The 16,345-nt window shown below is 68.8% G+C and carries 9 protein-coding genes; 7 read left to right on the top strand and 2 right to left on the bottom strand.

Annotated features, from left to right (window positions below):
* Positions 1–481 precede the first annotated feature (481 nt).
* The 3 genes from L0966_RS21945 to mutS all read left to right on the top strand — a co-directional run bounded on the left by L0966_RS21945 (position 482) and on the right by mutS (position 4,948).
* Positions 482–688: a hypothetical protein gene (locus L0966_RS21945; RefSeq protein WP_234054241.1), complete on the top strand. Its 207-nt coding sequence runs from the start codon at positions 482–484 to the stop codon at positions 686–688.
* Positions 689–856: 168 nt separating this feature from the next.
* Positions 857–1,810, top strand: a complete 954-nt coding sequence (gene htpX, locus L0966_RS21950) for a zinc metalloprotease HtpX (protein ID WP_234054242.1) — start codon at positions 857–859, stop codon at positions 1,808–1,810.
* 387 nt (positions 1,811–2,197) lie between these two features.
* Positions 2,198–4,948, top strand: coding sequence for a DNA mismatch repair protein MutS (gene mutS / locus L0966_RS21955; protein ID WP_234054249.1), 2,751 nt, complete (start codon positions 2,198–2,200; stop codon positions 4,946–4,948).
* 223 nt (positions 4,949–5,171) lie between these two features.
* Here mutS and L0966_RS21960 read toward each other — a convergent pair whose 3' ends face one another.
* Positions 5,172–6,494, bottom strand: a complete 1,323-nt coding sequence (locus L0966_RS21960) for a hypothetical protein (RefSeq protein ID WP_234054243.1) — start codon at positions 6,492–6,494, stop codon at positions 5,172–5,174.
* A gap of 38 nt (positions 6,495–6,532) precedes the next feature.
* Positions 6,533–7,825: an adenylosuccinate synthase gene (locus tag L0966_RS21965; protein WP_234054244.1), complete on the bottom strand. Its 1,293-nt coding sequence runs from the start codon at positions 7,823–7,825 to the stop codon at positions 6,533–6,535.
* A gap of 212 nt (positions 7,826–8,037) precedes the next feature.
* On the opposite strand from L0966_RS21965, the gene L0966_RS21970 reads away from it, so the two are divergent.
* The 4 genes from L0966_RS21970 (at position 8,038) to L0966_RS21985 (ending at position 15,847) form a co-directional block, all read left to right on the top strand.
* Entirely contained in the window at positions 8,038–9,378 is a 1,341-nt protein-coding gene (locus tag L0966_RS21970) for an RsmB/NOP family class I SAM-dependent RNA methyltransferase (protein ID WP_234054245.1), read from the top strand.
* A 285-nt stretch (positions 9,379–9,663) separates the two neighbouring features.
* The gene (locus L0966_RS21975) at positions 9,664–11,364 is read left to right on the top strand and encodes a heparinase II/III family protein (RefSeq protein WP_255684259.1); all 1,701 of its coding nucleotides are present in this window, start codon (positions 9,664–9,666) and stop codon (positions 11,362–11,364) included.
* A gap of 168 nt (positions 11,365–11,532) precedes the next feature.
* On the top strand, positions 11,533–13,122 hold the full coding sequence (gene purH, locus L0966_RS21980; RefSeq protein ID WP_234054247.1) for a bifunctional phosphoribosylaminoimidazolecarboxamide formyltransferase/IMP cyclohydrolase: 1,590 nt from the start codon (positions 11,533–11,535) through the stop codon (positions 13,120–13,122).
* 418 nt (positions 13,123–13,540) lie between these two features.
* The gene (locus L0966_RS21985) at positions 13,541–15,847 is read left to right on the top strand and encodes a hypothetical protein (protein ID WP_234054248.1); all 2,307 of its coding nucleotides are present in this window, start codon (positions 13,541–13,543) and stop codon (positions 15,845–15,847) included.
* Positions 15,848–16,345: the final 498 nt, after the last annotated feature.

Here is a 16,345-nt window from a genome sequence, read left to right on the forward strand (position 1 = left end):
CTCGAAACAACGAACACCCGGCAGGGGACGACCGCTTCCGGAAATTCTCGGATAGCGGTCGGCTGCCGCTTACCCTTGTTTCAGCGCCCGGCACCCCGCCGAGCCGGTTCACCGGATAGCGGGCGGGAAACTACCTCAGCTCTGCAGTAGCGGCAAGATGCCTGTCCGCCGCCTTCCCGCCTTCAACAGCCGGCTTGCGCACCACCAAAGTGGATCGGAACCGGCGCCACAGACCACGATACCGTTAAAAGGCTCATTTTTGTTGCGCTGCACAAAAGGACTTTTCACACAGGATAAAATACGTTTACGATTACATATGGACCCGGCGCGGATGCGCTTCTGCTCTCCTGAGGAGACAGCAACGCGCGGCTGGCCGGAGCCCTGGGCCAGCCCTGGGCGCGACGCCCGCGGCCTGGCCACGAATCTCGGGAGTGACAACGACGGGACGGCACCCCTAACCTGTGGGTCAAGGACACCGTTCATGTTCATCGTGCTTTATGCCTGCCTCATCAGCGCCCCGGCCACCTGCCGCGAGGAGCACATCAACTTTTCCATGGAAGTGTCCGCTCCCATGGCCTGCATGACGACGTCCCAGACGACGCTCGCCCAGTGGTCGCAGGAGCACCCCCAGTGGCGCATTGGCCGCTGGAAGTGCGTGCCGGCCGAGCGCCTGTCCCACGACATCTGATCGCGCCGCCATCGAACACCGCCGCCCGCTCCTGACCAAGGCGCGTGGGCCCAATCACCCGGCCCACCTCCCCTTGCGTCCGCGGCGTCGCGCACCCATCCTCTTGGCATCGCGGCGTGGCATTGCCGCGCACCGGCCGATGCCGGAGGCCAGGGAGCGGACAACGAGATGAACCATCTGAAGACGGTGATCCTGCTGGCGGGCCTCACCGCTCTGTTCATGGTCGTGGGCTTCGCCCTGGGCGGGCGCAGCGGCATGATGATCGCTTTTGTCGTCGCCGCCGGCATGAACCTGTTCAGCTATTGGAACTCGGACAAGATGGTGCTGCGCATGTATGGCGCGCGCCAGGTGGACGAGACCACCGCCCCTGAATTCGTGGGCATGGTGCGCACCCTGGCGCAGCGGGCGGGCCTGCCCATGCCCAAGGTCTACATCATGGACAATCCGCAGCCGAACGCCTTCGCCACCGGCCGCAACCCGGAAAACGCCGCCGTGGCCGCCACCACCGGCCTGCTGCAGATGCTGCCGCCCGACGAGGTGGCCGGCGTGATGGCGCACGAGCTGGCGCACATCAAGCATTACGACACCCTCACCATGACCATGACCGCCACCATTGCCGGCGCCATCTCCATGCTGGCGAATTTCGGCCTGCTCTTCGGCGGCGGAAACCGGGGGAACAATGGCAACCCGTTCGGCGCCATCGGCACCATCCTCATGGCGGTTCTGGCGCCCATGGCGGCCATGATCGTGCAGATGGCCATTTCCCGTTCGCGCGAATATGAGGCCGATCGCGGCGGCGCGGAGATTTCCGGCCGGCCCATGGCGCTGGCCTCGGCCCTCGCCCGCATCTCGGGGGAGGCGCATCACCTGCCGAACTACGAAGCGGAGGCGAACCCCGCCACCGCACACATGTTCATCATCAATCCCCTGTCTGGGGCGCGCATGGACAATCTGTTCTCCACCCATCCGGCGACCGAGAACCGCATCGCCGCCCTGCGTGACATCGCAAGCCGCATGGGCCCGCCCTCGCGGCCGGCTGACGGCCCCTTCGGCACGCCGCCGAACGCGCCGGGCGGGCCCTGGGGTGGTGGCGCCCAGCCTCCGCGCGGCCCCTGGGGCTGAACGTCAGATCGCGCGAAGCCCATCGACCGGCCATGTGCGCACCAGCCCCGCGGCCGGCGCTGCGAATGCTCTTGTCCGCGCGGGGCAGGCGGGCCTTGTTCAACTGCGCCGCGTCCAGGTCCACCAGTCGGGCGGGGAAAAGAGGAAGGACCGCTGCCGCGCGCGGGCCAGATTTCCTGTCGAAGGCGGGCATGGCGCACTGACAGCGCGGGCCGTGCCCGTTAGCTTGGCGCCATGACCTCACGCCCTTCGTCCGCCCGCTCCAAAGCCGCCCTTCAGCCGGCCACCCCCGACGACACCCTGCCGCCGCCGGAAGCCATCGATCCGCCGATCGCGCCCGAGCCCGCCGCCGAAGCGCGCCCCGTCGAGGCCGCCCCCGCGCCGAATATGCCGGAGCCCGCCGCCCGGCCGGACGAAGGCCGCGTGACGCCCATGATGGCGCAGTATCTGGAGATCAAGGCCGCCAATCCGGACAGCCTTCTGTTCTACCGGATGGGCGATTTCTACGAGCTGTTCTTCGCCGATGCGGAACAGGCCTCGCAGGCCTTGGGCATCGTGCTCACCAAGCGCGGCAAGCACCTGGGGGAAGACATCCCCATGTGCGGCGTGCCCCTCGAACGGTCGGACGAATATCTGCACAAGCTCATCGCGCTCGGTTTCCGGGTGGCGGTGTGCGAGCAGCTGGAAGACCCGGCCGCGGCCAAGAAGCGTGGCCCGAAAAGCGTGGTGCGGCGTGATGTGACGCGCCTCGTCACCCCCGGCACCCTCACCGAGGATTCCCTTCTGGACGCCCGGCGCGAGAACGTGCTCGCGGCCATCGCCCGCACCCGCGCCGGCAGTGGGGCCGACGACTTCGCCTATGCGCTTGCCTTCACGGACATGTCCACCGGCTCATTCCGGGTGGCCATGACCAGCCGCGAGGCGCTTGGGGCGGACCTCGCTCGCATCGAGCCGGCGGAAATCCTGGTCTCCGACGCGCTCCTGGACGATGCGGAGCTGAAGACCCTGCTGCGCGATTTTCCGGCGGTGACGCCCCTGCCCCGCCAGAGCTTCGACGGCGCCAGCGCGGAAAAGCGGCTCGCCGGCTTCTTCGGCGTCGCCGCCCTCGATGCCTTCGGCCCCTTCACCCGGCCGGAATTGGTCGCGGCCGCCGCCATCGTCGCCTATGTAGAGCGCACCCAGCTCGGCGCCCGCCCCGCCCTCGCCCGGCCAGTGAAGGAGGCGGAGGGCGGCATCATGCTCATTGATGCCGGCACCCGCGCTAACCTGGAGCTGGTGAAGACCACCTCCGGCGAGCGGCGCGGCTCTTTGCTCGGCGCCATCGACCGCACGGTGACCGCCGCCGGCGCGCGGCTTTTGGCCCGCCGCATCGCCGAGCCGCTGACCGCCATCGCTGCCATTCGCGATCGCCACGACGCCCTGGGCTTCCTCATGGATGACGGCGAGCTGCGCCGCGCCCTGCGCGCGCGCCTGTCGGCCGCGCCGGACATGGCCCGCGCCCTCACCCGCCTTTCCCTCGGCCGGGGCGGCCCGCGCGATCTCGCCGCCATCCGCGACGGGCTCGCCGGAGCGCTTGATCTGGTGGGGCTGTTCGCCGCCGCGCCGCCCTCCGACATCGCCCGCGGCCTCGCCATCCTCTCCCGGGCCCCCGGCGAGCTGGCCCTGGAGCTGGAAGCGGCGCTGGGCGCCGAGCTTCCGCTTTATCGCCGCGACGGCGGCTTCGTGCGCGCCGGCTATGACAGCGAGCTCGACGCCACCCGCGCGTTGCGCGACGAGAGCCGCCGGGTGGTGGCCGCCCTTGAGCGGCGCTATGCCGAGGAGACCGGCGTCAAGTCCCTCAAGATCAAGCACAATGCGGTGCTGGGCTATTTCGTGGAGGTGACCGCCCAAAATGCGGACCGCCTGCGCGAGCCGCCCCATCTCGACGTGTTCGTGCACCGCCAGACCATGGCGGGCGCGGTGCGCTTTTCCTCCGTGGAACTGGGCGAGCTGGAAAGCCGCATCGCCAGCGCCGGCGAGCGGGCTCTGGGCCTCGAGCAGATCATCTTCGACCGGCTCGCCGCCGCCGTGGTGGATGCCGCCCTCACCATCCGCGAGGCGGCCGACGCCTTGGCCGAGCTGGACGTGACCGCCGCCCTGGCAGAGCTCGCCGCAACCGAGCGCCACGTGCGCCCGCATATGGAGGAGGGCTCAGCCTTCGCCATTTCCGGCGGCCGCCATCCGGTGGTGGAACAGGCGCTGGCGCGGGCGGATTCCGCCTCCTCCACCGCCTTCGTGCCCAATGACTGCGAATTGTCCCCGCCCGAGGGCGAGAGCGATGGGCGCATCGTGCTCGTCACCGGGCCGAACATGGCGGGCAAGTCCACCTTCCTGCGCCAGAATGCGCTGATCGCAGTGCTGGCCCAGGCCGGCGCCTTCGTGCCGGCGCGGGACGCGCGCATCGGCATCGTGGACCGGCTGTTTTCCCGCGTCGGCGCGGCGGATGATCTGGCGCGCGGGCGCTCCACCTTCATGGTGGAGATGGTGGAGACCGCCGCCATCCTGAACCAGGCCACGCCCCGCTCCCTGGTCATCCTGGACGAGATCGGGCGGGGCACCGCCACGTTCGACGGCATGTCCATCGCCTGGGCGAGCCTTGAGCACCTGCACGAGGTGAACCGCTGCCGGGCCCTATTCGCCACCCACTTCCATGAGCTCACCGCTTTGTCCCAGCGCTGCAAGCGGCTGTTCAACGCCACGGTGAAGGTAACGGAATGGCAGGGCGACGTGATCTTCCTGCATGAGGTGGTGCCCGGCGCGGCGGACCGTTCCTACGGCATCCAGGTGGCAAAGCTCGCCGGCCTGCCGGACGCGGTCATCACCCGCGCCAAGGCGGTGCTGGCTGAGCTGGAAGCCGCAGAGCGCGCCTCACCCGTCCAGCGCATGGTGGACGACCTGCCCCTGTTCGCCGCCCTGCGTCCGCAGCCGGCCGCCGCGCCCGCCCCGTCGGCGGGCCCAGACCCGGTGGCCGAGGCCCTCGACACCCTGGACCCGGACGCCCTTTCCCCCCGCGAAGCGCTGGATGCCCTCTATCGCCTGAAAGGCCTGCGTCAGCCACAGCATCCCGGGGGCCAACCGGCATCCAGGAAACCCCTATAGGCGAAGGTGTTCGGGCCCTTGCGTAAACGGAAACTGCGGCGCGGAAGGGCGCGGTTGACCCGATAAGGGCGGGCCCCTCCCGGAAATGTCCAGCGCGCCGGGCACGGGTCCGACAGCGACATACCCGTTTCGCGCATCTCACGGCCCTCGTCTGAGACGGGGCAAAGAAAAAGGCCGGCGGAGCACCCGCCGGCCTTTAATCTTCGCAGGGTCGTCAGTTGCCCTATTCGCCGGTCTTCTGTTCGGCCGGCGCCTGCTCCTGCTGCGGCTGCTGAGCGGGCTGGATGAGCTCACCCCAGGCGGAAAAGGCGTCGTTGAAAGCCTGGTCGCCCGCCTGGCCCTTCTCGAACACGAACACCGCCTTCTTGTTGTTGGTGTAGACCACCGGCACGTCGAACCAGGGATAAAGCTGGAGGAGCGCCAGGTTGCGCTGGCGATCGGCGGTCGACGGCGACAGGCCCACCAGGAACAAAGTGGGGCTCACCTTCACCGAGAGACCGGACAGCGGCACACCCTGGGCCTGCTGGCTCTGCTTCGCCCGCACACCCGGCACGTTGGCGATGCCGCCGAAGGCGAAATCCTGGGGTAGCTTGAACGAAATCTCGATGGTGTGCGACGCCGGCAGGGTCTGGTCCGTATTGCGGCGCAGCACGAAGCTCATGGCAATCTGCCGCTCGGGGATGGTGATCTCACCGCGCAGGCCGATATCCGGAGGAAGGCCGGGGCCGGAATTGAAGGTTTCCGTCTTCCAGGTGACGGTGCCCTCGAAGGTCTGGGGCGGACTGGTGCCGCCCGGGCTTTCCTCCAGCAACACAGCGCGGCTCGTGCCGACCGCGCGGCTCGGCACCGGGGCACGGCGCGCGGCCTCGCCCGCATTCGATGCCACCCGGTCCTCGCTCTTGGGCTGCTCCACCGGAGCGCTCGGAGCGGCGACGGGCGCCTGCGCCGTCTGGGTTTCGCCGGAAAAGAGGCCTACGCCCACGACGGCGGCCACGATGCCGCCCAGGACCACCAGCGCCAGCACCGCCCAGAGGGCGAATCGTGTCCAGGACGCCTTGCGCGGCTCAGGCGTGCGAACACTGGGACGCACGGGGGTCGCGGGCTCCCGGCTGCGCACTTCGCCGCGGCGCAGGGCGCCCCGGCGCAGCGTGTTTTCCTCCGCCGGCACCTCTGGTTCCGCCCCTGCCGCCGGCTCCGGTTCGGCGGGAGCCTCAGGCGCCGAAGCGCCCTCATCGGCAACGGTGGTCACATCCGGCGGCGCGGGAGGCGCGACAGGTTCGGGGGCGACGGCCTCGCCCACGGGCTCGGCCGCCGCTTCCGGCTTTTCATTGTCCTGGGGCGCGTATTCCGCCTCCAGGCGGCGGATGGCCTCCTCCAGGCCCAGCCGCTCCCGCGTGATCTCCCCTTCTGGAAGAGGCGGATCGACGCCACGCAACTGCCGGAGCAGCGCCGTGCGCGCGCGGTCGAACACGGCCTTCCGCGCTTCCGCAGTGTTCTGCGGAAGGCTGGAAACGGCACGTGCAAGGAGCGGGTAATAGTCAGCCATCAGCGCCTAAGCTTCGCCTTCGAGTTGAGGGACTCCGATCAATCCTGGAAAGGATTGTGCACCAGAATCGTGTCGTCCCGCTCGGGGCTCGTGGACAACACCGCCACCGGGCAGCCGATCAATTCCTCGACCCGCCGCACGTACTTGACCGCCTCCGCCGGCAGGTCCGCCCAGGACCGCGCACCAGCGGTGGATTCCTGCCACCCCTCCATGGTCTCGTAGATGGGCTCGGCGCGCGCCTGGGCCCCGCTTTCGGCCGGGAGGTGGTCGATCACTTGACCGTCGACCTTGTAGCCCACGCACACTTTCAGTTCGGTAAAACCGTCCAGCACGTCGAGCTTGGTGAGGGCGATGCCGTGGATGCCGCAGGTGCGCACGGTCTGGCGCACCAGCACCGCGTCGAACCAGCCGCAGCGGCGGGCGCGGCCGGTGACGACACCGAATTCGTGGCCCTTGCTGCCCAGCGTCTTGCCGACTTCATCGGTGAGCTCGGTGGGGAACGGCCCCTCGCCCACGCGGGTGGTGTAGGCCTTGGTGATGCCGAGCACGTAGTCCAGCGCGCCCGGGCCGATGCCGGTGCCGCTGGAGGCCGAACCCGCCACCGTGTTGGAGGAGGTCACGAACGGATAGGTGCCGTGGTCGATATCCAAAAGCGCGCCCTGGGCGCCTTCGAACAGGATGCGCTTGCCGTCGCGGCGCGCCTTGTCCAGCAGCTCCCACACCCGGTCCATGAAGGGCAGAACCTTGGGCGCGATGGCCAGCAGCTCGTCCACCAGCGCGGCGCCGTTCACGTCCTCGAGGCCGAGGCCGCGGCGCAGGGCATTGTGGTGGCTGAGCAGGCGGTCCACCTTCGCGGGCAGGGTTTTGGCGTCCACCAGGTCGATGAGGCGGATGGCGCGGCGGCCCACCTTGTCCTCGTAAGCGGGGCCAATGCCGCGCTTGGTGGTGCCGATACGGGTGCCGGCGGCGCCGGCCTCGCGCAGCGCGTCGAGCTCGCGGTGCAGCGGCAGGATGAGGGGCGTCGTCTCGGCAATGCGCAGCCGGTCCGGACCGACCACCACGCCCTGGGCCGCGAGACGCGCCAGCTCGTCGACCAGCGCCTGCGGGTCCAGCACCACGCCGTTGCCGATCACCGAGAGCTTGCCGGGCCGCACCACGCCCGAGGGCAGCAGCGACAATTTATAGGTGACGCCGTTCACCACCAGGGTATGGCCGGCATTGTGCCCGCCCTGGAACCGCACGACCACGTCGGCCTGCTCGGAGAGCCAGTCGACGATCTTACCCTTGCCTTCGTCGCCCCACTGAGAGCCGACCACGACCACGTTGGCCACGCTGAATTGCCTCCTCGCGCGGCGCGGGTCACATCGGCCCGCGCGAACAAAGCAAAGCCCCGGCTTCCGGCCAGGGCGTTGCCCATGTCTCTTACGGGATCAGGGCTTTGGAGGCAAGGCATGGCCGTAGCAGATGGTAACATAGTGTGATTGCACAGGGCGCGGCCGCGCGCCGCTGGCGGGAAGGGCGGGTTCGTGCTCTATCTCGCGCGATGAAACCGCCTTCGCGTTCCCCGCATCCGCCACGCCCCAGCGTTCCCGCCGGCTTCGCCGCCCGCCGCCTTGCCGTGGATGGGCTCGACCGCATCCTTCACCACAACACCACTCTCGAGGACGCGTTCGAGACCGCCCCGCCGGGGCTCGATCCGCGTGACCGCGCGCTGGCTTATCGCATCGTCGCCACCGCCCTGCGACGGATCGGCACGCTGCGCGGCGCGCTCAGCCGGCTGATGGAGCGCGGCCTGCCCAAATCCGCACCGCGCCTGGAGCCAATCCTGCTGGCGGGCGCGACTCAGCTCCTGTTCATGGACGTGCCGGACCATGCGGCCGTCGGCCTCAGCGTAGACCTTGCCCGCGCCGACCGGTCCACGGCGGGTTTCGCCGGCCTGGTCAACGCCGTGCTGCGGCGGATCGCCCGTGACAAGGCCGCCGTGCTCGACAGCCTCGACCCCTTCACCGCCGACACTCCCGCCTGGCTGCGCGAGCGCTGGACCGCCGCCTATGGCCAGGAGACCGCCCGCGCCATCGCCGCCATGCATGCGGTCGAGCCGCCCCTCGACATCACGGTGAAGGCCGACCCGGACGCGTGGGCAGAAAGGCTCTCGGGTGAGGTGCTGCCCACCGGCACCGTGCGCGTTCTCCAGGCCGGCCCGGTGCGCCTCCTGCCCGGCTTCGCGGAGGGCGACTGGTGGGTGCAGGACGCCGCCGCCGCCCTGCCCGCCCGCCTGCTGGGCGATGTGAAGGGGCTTTCGGTGGCGGACCTGTGCGCGGCCCCCGGCGGCAAGACCGCCCAGCTCGCCGCCGCCGGCGCCACGGTGACCGCGGTCGACCGCTCAGCCACCCGCCTCGCGCGGCTGAAGGACAATCTCGCCCGGCTGCAGCTCACCGCCCAGGTGGTCGAGGCCGATACGCTCCAATTCACCGGCGGTCCGTTCGACGCGGTGCTGCTGGACGCCCCCTGCTCGGCCACCGGCACCCTGCGCCGGCATCCGGACATCGCCCTCTCCAAGCGCCCATCGGACATCGCCACCCTGGCGGCCCTCCAGGGCCGGCTCATCGACCATGCGGTGGGGCTGGTGAAGACGGGCGGCCTCATCGTCTATTCCACCTGCTCCCTGGAGCCGGAGGAAGGCGAGGAGCAGGTGGCCCGCCTGCTGGCCGCGCGCAGCGACGTGGAGCGGGTGCCCGTCACGGTGGAGGAAATGGAGGGCATCGCGCCGTTCATAACTCCTCAAGGGGATGTCCGCACTCTACCCAGTGAGTGGATGCGCGGGGAGAAGGAACGCTCGGGGCTCGACGGCTTCTTCGCGGCCCGTCTCCGGCGCATCGGGTGAGGCGGAACATTAATCGTTCCAAGGGGTTGGAGGGCTATGCGGAAGTCTGGCGGGGGTCGCCGGGCGCCGAAGGCCCGTCCGAATCATGGGCCGCGTCACCATAGGAGCTGATTCGCCGCCGGATGGGCCGAGGGGAGAGACGTCGTCATGTGGCATGGGCTAGCCGGGCGCTTCCATTCCACCGCGTCGCTCTCCGCGCCCCGGGCCGGGACCCAGAGGACCCACGTGAGCCGAGACAGCCTCGCCGAGCGCCTCCGCCTCGCCGCCCTCGTGGCGGGACAGTGGATGCGCGCGCTTGTCGGCCGCGCGGATGCGAGCGCCCTCGGCCTCGCTTATGCCCCGGTTCCGGTGCCCGAGCGGCTGCTCATCGCCCCCCAGGACCTGCGCACCGGCGACCCCACCCTGGCCGCCGAGATCTATTCCGGCCGCTTCGCCTTCGCCGGCAAGGCGGTGCAGCTGGACGGGCGCGCCCCGTTCGAGCTGGTGCCGCCTTCGGTGGATTGGGCCGCCACCCTGCACGGCTTCGGCTGGCTCGGCCACCTGCACGCCGCCAACACCACCATCGCCCGCGCCAATGCCCGCGCCCTGGTGGGTGACTGGATCCGCAATCCGGGCGTCGCCCGCGCCATCGCCAACCGGCCGGAAGTGACCGCGCGACGGGTGATCTCCTGGCTCACCCAGGCCACCTTCCTGCTGCAGGACGCGGAACTCGATTTCTACCGCCGCTTCATGCGCTCGCTGGCCCGGCAGGTGCGGCAGCTGCGCCGGGGCGCCACCGAGGCGCCGGACGGCTATCCGCGCCTCCTCATCATCATCGCCCTCACCTTTGCCGGCCTGTGCATGTCGGACCAGGGGCGGCTGCTGAAGGCCGCCCAGCGCCGCCTGAGCGAGGAGCTGGACCGCCAGATCCTGCCCGATGGCGGGCCCATCACCCGCAATCCCGGCATGCTCATCGACCTGCTGCTGGATCTCCTGCCCCTGCGCCAGGCCTTCACCGCGCGCAACCAGCCGGCTCCCGCCGCGCTGATGAACGCCATCGACCGCATGATGCCCATGCTGCGCTTCTTCCGGCATGGGGATGGCGCCTTCGCCCATTTCCACGGCATGGGCTTCACGGCGGCCGACCAGCTCGCCACCATTCTCGCCTTCGACGACGCGCGCGGCGCGCCGGTGGCGAACGCGCCCTATTCCGGATACCAGCGCCTGGACGCCAAGAATGCCGTGGTGATCGCCGATACCGGCCCGCCGCCGCCCCTGTCGGTGAGCTGGGAGGCCCATGCGAGCTGCCTGGCCTTCGAATTCTCCACCGGGCGCAACCGCATCGTGGTGAATTGCGGCATGCCGGCGGTGAACCGCGATCAATGGCGGCAGGTGGCGCGTTCCACCGCTGCCCATTCCACCGCGGTGATCGCAGACACCTCCTCCTGCCGTTTCCTGAAGGGCTCGCCCCTCACCCGGCTGGTGGGGCTGCCCATCGTCGACGGGCCGAAGACCGTGGACGTGCAGCGCGGTACCCGCAACGAAGCCATTCTGCTGCGCGCCAGCCATGACGGCTATGGCGCCGAGTTCGGGGTCATCCACCAGCGCTCCTGGCGGCTGGCCCTCGACGGCCACCGGCTCGACGGGGAGGACGTGTTCCGCCCCGCCGCCGAAGGGGCGGAGCTGGCCTCGCACCCGTTCGCCATCCGCTTCCACCTGCACCCCCAGGTGACCGTGGAGCGGTTCGACGATCCCCATACCGCCCTGCTCAGCCTGCCCAATGGCGAGGCCTGGGCCTTTGCCGCGCCCCATGTGCCCCTGGCGGTGGAGGAGAGCATCTACCTCGCCGCCTCCGGTGGGCCGCGCCGCACCTCCCAGCTGGTGCTGCTGGGCGATGTGCGCGACACGCCGCGCCTGGTGTGGACCTTCATGCGCACCCGCGAGGCGCCCAGCGGCAACCTCAACGGCACCTATATCGGCTCGCGCGGCACCGCCCGCCCACGCTGAAGCCACGCCGCGCGAAGGGCTCCCGGATCCGCGTGAAACACGGAGGTGCGCGAGAGCGAAAAGCGGAAGGTTGAGCCCTCCGCAGGGGTGGGCCGCGCGGTCCGCCCTTTCGAGTCCGGCCCATTAGTGCTAGGCGAACGTCACTTTTCGTTCACCGGAGCCGCCAACATGCCTGCCGATATCCGTCCCGTGACCCGCGCTTTGATCTCGGTGTCGGACAAGACGGGGCTGGTGCCGTTCGCCTCCGCCCTGGCCCAGCACGGGGTGGAACTGGTGTCCACCGGCGGCACCTCCAAGGCCATCGCCGAAGCGGGCCTGAAGGTGAAGGACGTGTCCGAGCTCACCGGCTTTCCCGAGATGATGGATGGCCGGGTGAAGACCCTGCACCCCAAGGTCCATGGCGGCATCCTCGCCATCCGCGACGATGCCAGCCACCAGGCGGCCATGGCCGAGCACGCCATCGCCCCCATCGACCTCGTTGTGGTGAACCTCTATCCGTTCGAGGCGACCGTCGCCCGCAAGGCGGATTTCGAGGAGACCATCGAGAATATCGACATTGGCGGCCCCTCCATGATCCGTGGCGCGGCCAAGAACCACAATGACGTGGCGGTGGTGGTGGACGCCGCCGACTATGAGGCGGTCATCAAGGAGATCGCCGAGCACGGCGGCACCACCTTGGCGACCCGCCGCCGCCTGGCCCAGAAGGCCTACGCCCGCACCGCCGCCTATGACGCGGCCATCTCCAACTGGTTCGCCCGCGAGCTGAAGGAAGAGGCCCCCGCCTACCGCGCCGTCGGCGGCAAGCTCATCGAGGCCCTGCGCTACGGCGAGAACCCGCACCAGTCCGCCGCTTTCTACGCCTCCGACGAGATCCGTCCCGGCGTCGCCACGGCCCGGCAGGTGCAGGGCAAGCAGCTCTCCTACAACAACATCAACGACACCGACGCCGCGTTCGAGGCGGTGGCCGAATTCCACCCCGCCCGCACCGCCGCCGTGGTGATCGTGAAGCATGCCAATCCGTGCGGCGTGGCCGAGGGCGCGAGCCTTCAGGAAGCCTATGCCAAGGCGCTGGCCTGCGATCCGGTGTCGGCCTTCGGCGGCATCATCGCCGTCAACCGCACGCTGGACGCCGACGCCGCCCGCGCCATGGTGGAGATCTTCACCGAGGTGATCGTGGCCCCCGACGCCACCGAGGAGGCCATTGCCGTGGTGGGCGCCAAGAAGAACCTGCGCCTTCTGCTCACCGGCGGCCTGCCGGACGTGCGCGCCTCGGGCCTCGTGGTCAAGACCGTGGCCGGCGGCTTCCTTGTGCAGGGCCGCGACAATGTGAGCGCCGACGACCTGGAACTGAAGGTGGTGACCAAGCGCGCGCCCACCGAGGCCGAATTGACCGACCTGCGCTTTGCCTTCCGCGTGGCCAAGCATGTGAAGTCCAACACCATCATCTATGCCAAGGACCTTGCCACCGTGGGCATCGGCGCCGGCCAGATGAGCCGCGTGGACTCCGCCCGCATCGCCGCTCGCAAGGCGGAGGACGCGGCGGCGGCCGCCGGCCTCGCGGTGCCGCTGACCAAGGGCTCCGTAGTCGCCTCCGACGCCTTCTTCCCCTTCGCCGACGGCCTGCTGGCGGCGGTGGAGGCGGGCGCCACGGCGGTGATCCAGCCCGGCGGCTCCATGCGTGATGCCGAGGTGATCGCCGCCGCCGACGAGGCGGGCTTGGCCATGGTGTTCACCGGCGTGCGCCACTTCCGGCATTGAGGCTTCCCTCCGCGAAGGACCTGGCCGGGCGAATGCCCGGCCGGAACCGCGCGCCTCACCGCCATCCGCATCGCAGCGACCGTCACGTTCCGCCGATGGTCAAGGCATCCTGAAGGCCCCCAGCGCGCAGGCCTGCGCTTCCAGCCGCCCGGCAGGCGCGCCATGGCCCCAGCAGTGGCGAAGAACACCGCCCACCGGCGTGTCGGTGGCCCTGCCAACGACGGCCCGTCAGGCCTCCTCATCGAGAGCGGAGGCGACCGGCTCCCTCCAGCGTGAACGCCACGGAAGTTGAGCCATCACGGCCGGATCGATAGAAGGCGAGTGACTTCGCCATTGCGGACGGGATAGGCCGCTGTCGTGGCCGCCGCCTCACGCCGTGCCCGGCAGGCTGACCGTCGGGGGCACGAAGGGACCTAAGATGAGTGCTTTGACCAGGATGTTTTCTGGCACATCCAGCCTCCTTTCCGGCCTGCTCAAACACAAGAAAGGCGCGGCTCCGCAGGAGATCACGAGCCTGAAGATTCCAGGCTGGTACCGTCCCCACCTGCTCCCGGAAACCAGAAGACTCATTCACGGCGACAAGCCGGTATTTTTATACATTCCGTGGATTGCCGAGCACACGGACGCACTGATCGCGAAGCTCGGAAGCGATCAGGGTTACACGCTCGTGCCCTTCGACATTTTCCAAGGTGTCGAGGACAACACCACGCGCCGCGAGATTTTTCGATTCGCGCAGGAGAACCCGGACGTGTACCGGAGGCTTGTTGCGCGTCGCCTCGTTCAATTGCGCAGACATATCTGCGGTATCATATTTACATTTGACTGGGCGCCCATTGCACACATGATCGCCAATGTATGCGCGGAGCTGGACATACCGCGCATTCTCATTCCACATGAGTCTGTCTTCGTCGATAGAGATAAATATTACTGGGACCCCACCACTCGCGCCTCGGTGCCAATCTCCGATCTGGTGCTCGGCTGGGGGCGACTGCAACGGGAGATCTTCCTGGAGCGCGGATACCCCGCGGAGCGCTTCCAAGTGGTGGGCGCGCCCAAGTTCGATCCATATGCGGCCTACCAACCGGCGCTGACCCGGGAGCAGTTCTGCCGGCTGTATGGTCTGCGCGCCGACCATAAGATCATCCTGTTCGCGACACAGCCGCTCGACTCACAGCTCGACACGCGCCAGGCGCGGAAATCCCAGGCCAGCGCCATCTCCGATCTGTTCGAGTACGCGCAAGCCCACGGGTGCCAGTTGCTGGTGCGGCTGCCCCCTTCAAAGGACGATGTCCTCGGTGACGAGCTGCGCACGCGCCTCATTAGGTCGCCCGCCGGAGCGGTGGACGACGCCCATTGCTACCTCGTCCCCCCGGAGGAGGCCGTATACCACGCGGACGTGGTCAGCTCAGTCAACAGCACGATGCTTTTCGAGGCGGTGCTGCTTGGGCGGCCAGCGCTTTCCATGAAGTATGTTGCCTTCGACCAGGTCTGGGAGAAGGTGGGAATTCCCGCCGCGCACAATCGCGAGGAAATGGCGGCAATCCTCGCCGACATGCTCGCGGGCCAATGGGCCCCGACAGAAGAAGGCATGGCCTGGGCCGCCGACATGTTCAGCATCGGCGCTTTTGATGGCAAGGCCTCGTCGCGCATCGGCATGGTGTTGGCGGATATCGCCAGCGGCAAGAGAAACCTGCAGCTGCGCGCCGATGCCGGGGAGCGTCTGTTCGCGGGGCAGAGTATCGACGTCGTCGGCGTCCCGCCCATCCCTGCTTTGTCGCAGGACCGCCAACCCCACCTTCTCTCGCTGCTGAAGGCCCGCACGCGCGTCGACCGCAACGGCGCGGCTGAGCTGAAATGGCTCTCGGGCGTGGATGTCTTCCTGCGCTGGGGCATGGGGGAGAGCGAGGAGGAGCGCGCGCAATTCGAGATCGCCCGCGCTTTGGGGCGGCCTTTGATCACAGCGGAAGACGGGCTGATCGGCCCACCAGGGGCTTCGCTGATCCTCGACGACGCCACGGCGCATTATGATGCCGCAGGAGGCTCGCGGCTGGAGCGATGGCTCAAGAGCGGCCCCGACCTCACGGTGGCCGAACGCCAGCGCGCGCAGGCCGCCATCAACCGGATCGTGAGCGGGCATCTGTCCCGCATTGGTCCCGCGACTGCGGCATGCCCAGCCATAGGCAGCAGCGAACACCGCAAAATTCTCGTCGTGGACCAAGCAATTGACGACCCCGCCGTGCGCTGCTCCGCAGCCGGGCAGGCAGCCTTTGCACAGATGCTGCGCAACGCCATGGACTGCTTCAAGGGCTGCGACATCATTATTTTCCGGGATTTCGCCGACGGCACCGGGCACCTCGGCGCCGACACCCTTACAGCGGCGCACATCGATCCTCAACTCATCGGCACCCAAGTCTTCGAGGCGCCCGCAGGGACCAATCCCCACGCCATCTTTCAGGCGGTTGACGAGGTCTTTGTGGTGACCTCCCATGTGGGCTTTGAAGCGCTCATGGCCGGCAAGACGGTTCAATGCCACGGGACCCCATTTTACGCCGGCTGGGGGCTCACCGAGGACCACGTGCCGACGGCAGGTCGCGGGCGCAGTCGCACGATAGAAGACCTGTTCCACGCCTCCTACATCCTGCATTCGCGCTATTGCGACCCACGAAGCGGCGAAGCAGTGGAGCTGGAGCAAGCCCTCGATCAGGTTGCAGCTGCTGCCCCTTGATCGCCTCCCGGCGCCCGCGCCGCTGGACCGGGCGATGATCGCTCAGCCCCGCGGGTGCGTTCAGGATGCTGCCTCTGCCGAAGATCACAGGGAAGCGCATCAGCTCCACGGACACATCGAGACCGAGAGGGAGGCCGGAGCCGTCCGGCCTCATGCGAAGGAACGCGGTGTGAACGAACGCGGTTCTCGAACCGGGGGCAGGTCCGGGCCACCTTCCGACGCCGGCAGGCAGACAATAGACCGAGCGGCCTCGCTGTAGACCGGACCATTGATCCCCCGGCGAGTTCGCCGCATTAATCACACGGGAAAGCACCGCTGCCCGCCACCATGACTCGGGCAGCAGCCTTGCTCCCAACCCGGAGGAGAAAAGGGGTCAGGCCCGGCTACTCGACCGTGACGGACTTGGCGAGATTTCGGGGTTGGTCCACGTCGGTGCCCATTATGACAGCAGTGTGATAGGCGATGAGCTGCACGGGCAGCACATAGACCATGGGGCAC

The sequence above is a fragment of the Xanthobacter sp. NM-59 genome (assembly GCF_021401125.1).
Classification (GTDB): domain Bacteria; phylum Pseudomonadota; class Alphaproteobacteria; order Rhizobiales; family Xanthobacteraceae; genus Xanthobacter.